This is a genomic window from Brevibacillus borstelensis (genome assembly GCF_037834415.1).
GTDB lineage: Bacteria > Bacillota > Bacilli > Brevibacillales > Brevibacillaceae > Brevibacillus > Brevibacillus borstelensis_A.
Genome location: NZ_JAUMSJ010000037.1, coordinates 1 through 11,259 on the forward strand (window position 1 = coordinate 1; position 11,259 = coordinate 11,259).

General features: G+C 57.7%; 5 protein-coding genes. All 5 read right to left on the bottom strand.

The annotated features are described in order from the left end of the window. Window positions 1-37: 37 nt before the first annotated feature. Window positions 38-1,672, bottom strand: a complete 1,635-nt coding sequence (locus Q3F21_RS21790; protein ID WP_340257791.1) for a YcdB/YcdC domain-containing protein — start codon at window positions 1,670-1,672, stop codon at window positions 38-40. Further along, the gene (locus tag Q3F21_RS21795) at window positions 1,656-2,192 is read right to left on the bottom strand and encodes an RNA polymerase sigma factor (RefSeq protein ID WP_340257793.1); all 537 of its coding nucleotides are present in this window, start codon (window positions 2,190-2,192) and stop codon (window positions 1,656-1,658) included. The genes Q3F21_RS21790 and Q3F21_RS21795 overlap by 17 nt, the downstream gene beginning before the upstream one ends. A gap of 74 nt (window positions 2,193-2,266) precedes the next feature. Beyond that, window positions 2,267-3,739, bottom strand: coding sequence for a YcdB/YcdC domain-containing protein (locus Q3F21_RS21800; RefSeq protein ID WP_340257795.1), 1,473 nt, complete (start codon window positions 3,737-3,739; stop codon window positions 2,267-2,269). Window positions 3,740-3,841: 102 nt separating this feature from the next. Beyond that, window positions 3,842-7,765: a helicase-exonuclease AddAB subunit AddA gene (gene addA, locus Q3F21_RS21805; RefSeq protein WP_340257797.1), complete on the bottom strand. Its 3,924-nt coding sequence runs from the start codon at window positions 7,763-7,765 to the stop codon at window positions 3,842-3,844. Beyond that, window positions 7,728-11,255 carry a helicase-exonuclease AddAB subunit AddB gene (gene addB / locus Q3F21_RS21810; RefSeq protein WP_340257799.1) on the bottom strand — a complete coding sequence of 1,176 codons (3,528 nt, stop codon included), beginning with the start codon at window positions 11,253-11,255 and terminating at the stop codon, window positions 7,728-7,730. The genes addA and addB overlap by 38 nt, the downstream gene beginning before the upstream one ends. Between the last annotated feature and the right edge of the window lie 4 nt (window positions 11,256-11,259).

Sequence of the window (11,259 nt, forward strand, 5' to 3'; positions counted from 1 at the left end):
ACCGGCCAATTTCTGACCGGTTGAGATCGTACCTTCCTTATGGCTGCACGAGAGTCCCTGTTTTTGCGTCTACGGCAAGCGGCTGTTCATTCCGCACTGGATAAGGATAGACCAGCTGCACCTCCGCGTCCGATTTACGCTGTCCGCTCAAAGCGCGGTAAACCGGCTCCGGCTGCGCTTGCTGCGCGAAAATCTTCATGGCTTCTTCGGGAGAAATGACATCCTGCGCTTTGGGCAGCCGAGGAAGTTCCGCTCCGAACGGACCAGCCATCCCGGTGACTGTGCCACTGGTTCTGTCTACATATACGTCGTAGCTGTGTGTAATCACCGGAATGCCCTGATGCACCCAGCAGAACCGGAACAGCGTTTGCTGCCCTTCCTCCGTTTGGCCGATCATTTCCACCTCTTCTACGCCGGCAGGCAGATAACGGGACAGCTTCTCTATCGCCGTTTGCTGCGCCTCTTTCATGCCGAGCTGCTTGTTGCCGGCTTTCTGAACAGCGTTTCTGGACGCGAACGAAAGGATATTTCCCGCTTTGTCCATCCGGATTCTCGCGGATTTTCCTCCGTCCCACTCCCAGAGGTATTCGAAGCTAGAATCATTGATCATTCTGACAGGCTCAATTCCGGCGCTGATTTTCACACCGAACTCAGCTCGCAGCAGATCGGCAGCGGAACCGGCATCTGTTGCCCGGAGCCGTTTCCCCTCTGACTGTATGGGAATCAGGCTGCTTCCCTGATCTGCGTTTGCCGCTAATTTTCCGGTAAGCGCATCTACATAACCGGCCTGCAGCGGCTGATACCGCAAGACGGGCTCTTCCCCTGCAGTGTAGACAAGCCGCAGAGTGGTCGCCAGCTTTTGTGCCGCTTCCTCCTGATCGATCAATGACCGCTGTACGGATGCGGCAGAAAACGCCTTTTGTGCGATCGGGTAAATTTCCATTCCGACCACTTCGGACGATTGATTGATTTTGACGACCAAGCTGTTTTCGTCTACGGGTATTCCGTCCACGACCCGGCTGAAGGAGACGATTCCCTCTGCAAGCCGGGAGCGGGCGGGATTGAAGCGGTATTGTTTGCTTTCTTCACCGAGCTTTTCCTGCAAATACTTCTCTGCTTGCTTTTCCAGTCCGCGTTTCTCTTCCGGCTTTTGCGCGGCAGCCAGCATTCCGCCTCCCGTACCAGAGGATGGCAGTTCTTCGGTATAGGCGGTTCTTTCAGGCGATTTTCCTACATTGCCCGCAGCGGGCTTTTGCATGCCTGTTTCCGGCTCATTGGCCGTCTGCGGCAAGACCAGGCCCCTCTCGGCATAAGGGGCAAGCCCTCTGTTTGCTGCCGAATGCGAGGGCGCGTCAGGAGAGTGGAAAATGCCTGGGAGCAAATGAGCGTCAGAAGCTGCCGCAGCACTCTCCCTTTGCCCGTGATCTGCTGCGGGTTGGACGTTCGCTTTTTCCACCACGATCCCCTGGACCCACACACCGATTAAAACGGCGGCAGACGTACTGAGCGTGTATGTCATCACTCTGTTGATCTTCTCTGTCCGCTTCATTTTTCTTGCCTGCCGGGCCAGCGTTTCCTCCCCGTATCGGACCCACTCTGCCCGCGGAGCCGGCACTGTTTCCCGATAACGGCGAAGGTATGCTTCGATTGTTTCTTCATCTGGCAAACTCACTGATCACACCTCCTTCTTCTTCCCCCAGATATTTTTGCAGCATCTTCAGCGCCCTGTGATAATCGAGCCTCACCTTCGCTTCCGAGATGTTCAAAAGCTCGGCTGTTTCTTTGATCGAGTAGTCCTTGATTCCCCTGACGATCACGATCATCCGGTAGTGCGGCTTCAGCTTTTGCAGCGCTTCTTTGACCATCCGCATTTCTTCCTTTGTCTCCAGCTCTTCTTCAGGAAGCCCGTCCCGAGACCTCATGTCATCAAACTGGTTGGTGGAAAAAAGGTTGAACCACTTTTGCTTCCTGTATTGGTCTATGGCGGCATACCTTGCGATGGAAAAGAGCCAGGTTTTCATCGAAACGCGGCCGTCATAGCGGGGCAAAGCTTTCAAGAGGCGCGTAAACACCTCTTGCGCCATATCTTCGGCGTCTTCCCGGCGTCCGGTGAAATAATACAGGAAGGTATAGACATCCTCGTAATAAGTCTGGTAGATCGTCCGGATTCGCTGCTCAAGATCATCCGTCACCCCTTCCCCTCCTTCCTTGGGGGCATCCGCTTTTTACTCGCGCCCTCAGCTGTTGCCTTGCTTTTTTGTCAGGCTTATTCTTTCCAGGAGATTACTGCGCCCGAGGCTGCGTCAATTCTCTGTCCGTGGACAACGTCTGTTGCCTTGTAGACCAGTCTTGCTTGCTGTTCTGTTTCACTGCCGAGCGTGTACACAAGCGTCAGCGGAAACTCTTTCACGTATTTTGCAGCGGCTTCCGCCGGAGAGATCGCTTGATCGGCTTTCGGGAAATTCACCTGTTTCCGGCCACTGAGCGAAGTTTTGACGACCTCGCCTGTTTCCGCATCGACGCTCACTTCGTATCGCCATTCCCTTACCGGTATTCCTTCGTGCAGCAGGGCAAACTCAGCCCGGTAAGTGTTGCCGTGTTTCATGTAGCGCGGGGTTTCGAACAGCATGACTTCCTTTTCGGTTTTGGGCAAATATTTTTCAATTTCCTTGATTGCCGTTTGCAGAGCTTGCTCCGCCGTCAACTTTTTCTCTTTGCTTCCTCCTGCGGTGACAAGTGCACGATTTTCGAAGGAAAGAACGCTGTCGGTCTTGGTATCGACAACTACAGTTGCAACCGGCTTGTCGTCTTTGGTCCATTCCATGGACTTTTTGTTGAGCTTTTCCATGATATCCTCTTTCACGGTTGCTCCTTCCGTCTTGATCCCCTGCTTCGCCAGGAAAGCGGCACCTTCCGCTGCATTTTTCACGACAGGCACCTCGCCCCTGGGTTGGACCTTAATGATCTGACGATAGCTGCCCTCTCCAGCGTCCTTTCCCGTCTTGGCATCCAGCTCTCCGGAAAAAGCGAAGGCATAGCGGAGGACGGCGTTTCCATCCCTCGTTTCATACTGCAGGTGCAGGTATTGGGAAAGCTCTTTTTCCGCCTGCTCCTTCGACAGCACGCCCTCAGGCTTCGGAAATGCGTATTTGTCATGGGAGAGCGCCGGAGAACCCATGGCTGACTTGCCGACAATTTCACCGCTGTTGTCCACATCAATCATGATGCTTTCATTTTGGAAGGGAACCCCGTTCACAGCCCGGGAAAAGATGATCGAGTCCGCAGAAATGGTCAAGGTCGGATTGTACTGATAATCGCCCATATGGTCCCCATACCACTTCTTCATAAAATCCGTCGCCTTTTCGATGGCCTTTTCCTGCGAGTATGTGGTGGGAGGAGTCGTCCCTCCGGTCATCCGGCGAAATCCCTTCCATTCTCCTGTGCTGCCGTCCACAAACAACAAAATTCGGGGAAATGGCTTATCTTTGGATTGCTGCAAGACGACAACCAGTTGGCCATCCTCTCCAGGCTCCACTACCTTATGGGAGTATTGCTCAAGATACGGGAGCATTTTTTTCGCCTGCTCCAGCGCTTTGTCCGCCTGATTCATAAGAGCCGCTACCTGCCCCTTATTGGACTGTCCAGCCGCAAGCAATGGCTGGCTTGCCGACACCTGCAATGGGACTGTAGCTGCAAGGCTTGCCATCAGGGCTAACATCGCGAATTTTTTCGGTTTCATAATCATTTCCTCCTCTTTCATCTCCATCATACTTGCTTTCAATCCAATATTCGGGTCAATCTGGAATTTGTTTCAATTTTGCTCAAAAAAAATCCGGTCCCCTTAAAGGAACCGGACCTCGTCATCAAACGAGAGGGCGTAACCGCCAGCGAGAAGGTACAAATAGCTCTCCGCCACCCTCCTGCCGACAATCTGTTCGACAGCCTGTCGATAGAGGCGAATTTGCTCACCGTACCGATTGATCATGTTTATTTTCACCGCTTCGGACCGCTCCGAAGCTACTCTGTCCGTCTTGAAATCAAGCAGAACGAGCCGGCCGTCGTCTTCCTCCAGCAAACAGTCGATGACGCCCTGCACGATAATTTGCTCATCTGTCGAACCGCTTAACTCCGGCGCTACCAGAGAAGCCGGCTTCGCCAGCGTAAACGGCAATTCGCGGTGTACCGCTCTTGCCCGCTTCATCCTTTCGCCCAGCGATGACGCGAAGAAACGACCGATCTGCGTCGCGTCGATAGCCTGTACCTGCTCCTCTGTCAAAAAACGGCGGGCCAGAAGCGAAGCGATCTGCTCCCGGACATCCGCCTCATCCAGCGGACGAGCGAGGTCGAGGTTCTGCAAAATCAAGTGGGTCACAGTACCCCGCTCGGCTGCTGTGAGCGTGTGCGCCCCTTCCTCCATCAGAAAACGCGGTTTCTCCACAATGGTCGGCACATGAAGCGGGTATCCCCTGGAAACAGCCTGTTCCCTTCGCTTCAGTTCGCTGACGGTCCATTTGGTCATCACCCGGGAGCCCGCCTGATGCGGATAGCTCCAGCCCAACCGACGCTCGACCAGCTTCCCGATTTCTGCGTCGACAGGCCTTTCCGGAACCGCTTCCCGCTTGGTGATTCGCTCCCATTCAGACTGCTCGCCGGACTGGTGGTCCGCCCCTGCCTTCAGCTCGTCAGCCCGGTAAAAGGAAAACGACCACATCGACTCGTCCGGAATCATCCGAACAGTCACTTCCTCGCCGCTGCCGCGATCGCGCGGGTAAGACCGGAGGGAACCTGCAAGCGGATGCCGCAGCAGCGCTCTTCCGACCCAATCCAGATAGCCCTTTGCCTGCAGGAGGTCTTCGTCATGCAGCCGCTCCCCGTCACCCTGGCGTCCCCAGGAGACAACGCTCTTGCTTACATCCTTGGCCGTGCCCAGCAGGACGAGCTTTTCCCTGGCCCGGGTGAGCGCGACGTACAGGACCCGCATCTCCTCGGCCAGCATTTCGCGGCGCAGCTGCTGACGGATGCCCAATGCGGCAAGGCTGGGGTACCGCACCTGCAGCTCCGTTTCCACCGCCATCGGGCCAAACCCAAGGTCCTTGTGCAGCAGAAAGTGATTTTTCATATCCATCGTGTTGAACTGCTTGCCCATGCCCGCGACGAAGACAACCGGAAACTCCAGCCCTTTGCTTTTGTGAATGGTCATGATCCGGACGACATCCTCGTTTTCGCCGATCGTGCGGGCCTCTCCCAGATCGCTGCCCGCGTCCCGGAGCCGGTCGACGAAGCGCAGAAAGCGGAACAGCCCCCGGTACGAGCCCGCTTCGTACTGCCGGGCGCGATCGTACAGGACGCACAGATTGGCCTGACGCTGCTGACCGCCCGAAAGCGCGGCGACGTAATCAAGATAGCCTGTCTCGCGATAGAGCGTCGCAATCAGCTCGGCCAGAGAATCCCTTCTGGCCTGGGTTCTCCATTTGTCCAGCTTGCCGAAAAAGCTGCGCAGACGCCTCTCCCAATCCGCTTCTACCCTCTGCTCCTCGACATACCGGTGGACCGCTTGATAGAAAGGGACGGACGGATAGCTGATGCGAATTTGCGCCAATTGCGGCTCGGATATGTTTACAATCGGCGAGCGCAGGACGGATGCGAGCGGGATGTCCTGGAAGGGATTGTCAATTACCCGCAAAAGAGAGAGCATGACCTCCACTTCCGTCGTACTGAAATACCCCTGGTTCTGCTCCGCATAGACGGGAATTCCCGCTGCCCGAAGCTCCTCCATCATCGGTTCTCCCCACGCCGAGGTGGCTCTGAGCAGGATGACGATGTCGCGGTAGGCGAGCGGACGCAGCCCTCCCGCCTTTTTATCGAAGACCATAAGCGGCGCTTCGCCTCTCCCCGGCTCCATCCAGCGGCGGATGCGCTGCGCGATCAGCCTCGCCTCCATCTGGGCCACGCTCGCTTCTTCCAGCGCTTCTCCCAGATCAGTGCCTTCCCCGTCTGCCGCGGTATCCCCGCCCTCCGCCTGAAAACCGGCCTGCTCCTCCGTCTCTTCGTGTGCAGTTCGATCGATCAGATGCAGTTCCACTTGCAAGCGGCCTGGCTCCGCGTCCGGGTAGGAAGCGCGGCAGATGAGCTCAGCCGAGCGGTCATAGTCGATTTCCCCCACGCCAGGCGACATGATCTGCCTGAACAGGAAGTTGACCGCGTCTACGACTTCGCGGCGGCTGCGGAAGTTGGCGGCCAGATCGATCCGCTGTCCCGGTGCCTTGCTGGTGCGGGATGCGTCCTGCCGGTCTGCTGCCCCCGCTACGAGCCCCTCCATCCGGCCTTGCTCCCATCCGGTTTCATAGCTGAGGTATTTCTCCAGGAACAGATTCGGCTCTGCCAGCCGGAACCGGTAGATGCTTTGCTTGACATCGCCGACCATAAAACGGTTGGCTGTCTCGTGTGTATCCGGTTCACGGGATACCATCCGGAGAATCGTCTCCTGAACGAGGTTGATGTCCTGATACTCGTCGACGAGCACCTCCGCAAACTGATCCCGCAGCTGAAGGGCGAGCGCGGAAGGCAGCTTCCCGCCTTCTCTTCTGCCGTCTTCAGCTTCTGTCTCGGCGTCGGCTCTCGTCAAAAGCCGCAGCGCCAGATGCTCCAGGTCGCCAAAATCGACGAGCGCCCGCACCCGTTTTTCCTGTGCAAAAGCGGCGTCAAACTCTGTGACCAGACGGGCCAGCGTTTGCATGAACGGAGCCAGCTTCGCAAGGTCCGCCAAATATTGCTCCGCCGGCATCGAAAAGTATTGTTCGATGAGCTCCCCCAGCGCTTTCTTCACCTCATTGCGCAGGCCCTGCACCTGCTCCTTGAGATCGGGGTCCGCATCCTTGACAGAAGGCAGCCGTCCAAAGGAAATGCTTCGGACCGCCTGCTCCGCCGCCGCCCATCCCTGGCGGCACGCTGCCGCTGCCTGAGCGAGGCCCGCCGCCTCGGCTTCCAATAGCGGCAGGTAAGCTCCCGGTCCTTCCGGAGAAGAGGCGATGAGAGCTGCACGCCTCAGCTTTCCTTCCAGACCGTTCAGTTCCCATTTGAGCGACTGCAGGATGCTTTTCGTCCATTTGAGGCCGTCCATGCTTTTCGCAGATGCAGTCGCGAACATCCCGGCCGCTTCCTCCAGCCATCCCTTCGGGTCCGGATTGCTGCGCGAAAACTCGTACAGCCGCAGCAGCAGCCCCACAAGCAGCTGGTCATCCTGTCCGTCCAGCATCAAATCGGCCAGTTTCTGAAAGTCGGGGTCACGTCCGTACCACTCCTCCAGCATTTCCTCCAGATTGTCCTGGCGAAGCAGCTCCCCTTCCATCTGGTCGGCAATCCGGAAGTCGGGGTCTAGCTCGACAAGGTAGTAATACTGGCGCAAAAGCCCCAGACAAAAGGAGTGCAGCGTTGTAATGGAGGCCCGCTGCAGCAGAGCCAGCTGTTTTCGCAAGTGAGCGGATTGCGGCTTTTCCTTGAGCGCTTTTCGCAAGGCTTCGCTGATCCGGTGCCGCATCTCCGCCGCTGCCGCATTGGTGAAGGTGACGACTAGCAGCTCATCGACCCCGACAGGATCGCTTTCGTCCATAATCCGCCGGATGATCCGTTCGACGAGCACGGAGGTTTTCCCGGAGCCAGCCGCTGCCGCTACCAGCAGATTGCTCCCCCTGCTTGTAATCGCCTGCCACTGCTCATCTGTCCATTGCTCAGGCTTGGCCTGCTGTCGATTCGACTGCTGCACCATCGCTTCTCACCTCCGCATCCGTTGGTTGCTGGCTTTGCAGCATTTCCCATACGTCTTTGTTGTTCCATTTGGGGAGCTGGCGCGGCTGATTGGCGTCTCCCTCCGGATCGTATTGGCAGACCGGCTTGTACGAGCAGCGATCGCAAGCCGTCAACGTCCCGTTGACATAGGGGGCAATCTGGATGTCGCCGTCTGTCATCCTCGTGCTGAGCTCCTTTACCGTGGCGCGGACGAACTGCTGAAGCGCTTGAAACTGCTCTGCCGTAGCCACAGAAGAACGAGCCGACAAAGTGCCGTCCTTTTTCAGTTCAAACGGCAACAGCTCGGAAGCCCCCTGCTCTACCCGCTCGTCCATCATCCGTGCCAATTCCGCGTCGGCCAGCATCAAGCCTTTCATCCGCAGTCTCTTCGCCCGCTCCTTGGCCGCCTCTTCGCTGGTCAAAAGTCGCTTCGCGGTGACGAACGGGTCCGCTACCTGGTAGTAAAAGACACCCGCCATTTCCGCTTTTTTGCCAAGCCATTCCTCCGCATTCGTCACGACCACATCGAGGTAGACCAGCAATTGCAGATTCAAGCCGTTCATGACATCGGAGAGTAAGAGCTGCTTGGGGCTGGACTTGTAGTCAATCACCCGCAAATACGGTACCTCGCTGTCGAGGGACTGGTCGACACGGTCAATACGCCCGATCAGCTGGATAGAGGTGCCGTTGGCGAGACTCAGCTCGAGTCCGGGCAGCTCGCCTCCAGGGCCAAATGCGACCTCCAAACCTACGGGAGCAAAACGGCTGCGTTTGGCATGCTCGCTCAGAACGTAGATCGCTCTTCCCACGGCTCGTTTCAGCTTGCCTGACAGGTACCGGTACCGCGCTGTCCGCGTGAGAATGCTGCTGCGCGTCGAAGGCACCAGCTCGTCCACTACCTCATCGGCCAGCTGCATGCTGTTCGCCTCGGTTAGCCGGCTCCACTCCAGACGCTCCTCGTTCATCTTTTCGACCGCGCGCTTGAGCGAGGCATGGAAGAGCTCGCCCACGTCAAAACGCTCCAGCTTGTAGAGCTGCCGCTCGCTCAGGCGAATGCCGTGCGAGGAGTAATGGGAAAACGGACAGGTTTGGAAACGCTCCAGTCGGGAGACGCTCATTTTCAGGCGCTCTCCGTAAAGCGACTGGCTCGTCTGTCTGTCCAGCGGCAGCGCCCGGTTGGTGTAGCGCAAGCCGGACAAAAGCCACTTTTCCCTGCCGGCGTCAGGCGAATGCCGCAGAAACCAGTCGTATACCTCCCACCAGAAAACGGGCAGGCGGCCGCTCTCTTTCATCTCCCGGACGAGTGTGAGCAAATGGCTGAACACGCGGCGGGGCGATCCCAAGAGAAAAGCGTCCGCTTCCGGATCTCCGGTCGGTTCATTGTAGAAAAACCGGTAAGGCACATCCGGGAGGACTTCCCGGACACGGGCAAAAACCGAAGAAGGCAAAAGCGCCTTGCCCTCCTCATCTGCCAGCGCACAGCTCAAATACAGCCGTTCAGACGGTCGGGTCATCGCCTGGTAAAGCAGGTACGGCTCTGCCATCAACCGCTGCTTGGCTGTCGGCGCCAGCTCCATTCCCATTTCCGCAAGCCTTTCCCGCTCTGCCTCGTCCAGTACGCCGTCTTCCTTCGGCTTGAGGGGAATGACTCCTTCATTGACCCCCAGGAGAAAAAGGGCTCGCACATCAGGCTGGCGGGAACGTTCCATCGACCCGACCAACACCTGATCGAGAGCAGGCGGCACCAGTCCCAGCTCAATGCTTTCCAGTCCGCTCTCCAATACGCTGGCGAACGTGACGATGTCCATCTGCTCCTCGCCCATCACTTCGACGATCTGGTCGAGAAGGCCCATCAGCCCGTTCCAAACCTGCCCGTGCATCTGGGCGTCGTCCAGCTCTCCCGACCGCTCTGCCACCTGCTGCCACTTCTCCAGCACCCCAGGCACACCGAGGCTGACCAAAAAGCGATACAGAGCCGCAGCCATCGCGCGGACATCTTTCTTTTCCGCCTGCTTCAGCTCCTGTTCGAACCGGCGCAAGGGCGCTGCATACTGTCTCCGCAATTCGTCCGCCCCCTGATCTTCGGCAGCCCGATGCTCTCCGCTAAAGCGCCACGGAGCCTCGTCGGCCCAGTGCGAGCCGTATACGCCGTGCGCCAGGACGTAATTTTCCAGCAAGTCTACTTCCCGCCGGACAGCGGCCAAAGAAATGGCCTCGCCGTCTTCGGCAACGCGGCCCTCCGGGTTGATCAAATCTGTCTTGAGGCAGCGGAATACCGCTTCATACCGCCATCTTCCCGCGACCACCTCGAGCGCGGAACGGACCAATTCCATCAGCGGATGATGCATGACCGTGCGCTTCTGATCCAGGAAGAACGGTATTCCGTAATCGGTAAACACGGTCGCCAGCTCGTCCGCATAGGTGCCGATCTCGCGCAATAGGATTGCCATGTCTCGCCAGCGATACCCTTCCGCTCGAGCCAGTTCGAGAATCTGCAAGCCGACCGCTTCCACCTCGGCCCGCCGATTGGCGGCAGACAGCAGGCTGACCTCATCCGGTCTCGCTGGCGAAGGAGGACTGCCCGGGTCTTGCCACGCAAAGTAACGATCCTCCAGCTGACGAAGCCAGGGACTGTTCGCAAATCTCTTTTGCTCCGCAAACAGGATCGGGCTTCCGACCGCAACGCCCGCTTCTCTGGCCATCTTCTGCAATGTTTGGTAGGTGCGCAGCGTCGGGTGAAACAGCCCGAGCTCATCCGGGGAAGCATCCCGCTCCGCCGGATCGAGGCAGAGGGCAATGGTGACCTGTTTGGCGCAGACCATCAATTGCTCGATCACCCGCAGCTCCTGATTCGTAAATCCGCTGAATCCATCGATGAAAATCTCTGACCGGGCGATGTAGGCCGAGTCTTTGATCATCACAGCCACGCGGTTCAGCATATCGTCCGCGTCCCAGTACCCCTGAGCGAGATAGGCCTCGTAAGCGTTCATGATCAGCCTAAGATCGTGTATTTTTTGATTCAGCGTTCCGCTCCCCCAGTCTACGTTTTCCGTATGGGTAAAGCTGACGCCATATGATTTGCACTCGCTGATCAGACGGCCCAGCTGTGACGTAAATCCTGGCTGCAGGGCCGCCCGCCTGAATACCTGAAGCTCTTCCTTGCAGCGCTCCAAGAGCAGGCGAAGCACCATCTGCTTGCCCAAATCGTCGACAGGCACAAGCGTCACATCGCCCAGCTCCTGCAGCAGCCGGTGTGCCAACCGTCCGAAGCTGATCACCTGCGTGCCGATGACACCATGCAGTCCCGGGATGGAAGCGAGAGCGTACTCCGCTTGAAAGCTGGCCTGCTCCGGAACGAGCAGAATCATCGGCGACCCCAGCGCCGCCTGCTTGAGCCGCGTTTCCATTTGATCCAGGATGGTTTGCGTCTTTCCTGTTCCGGCACGGCCCAAGACAAATTGTACCGCCATGAGC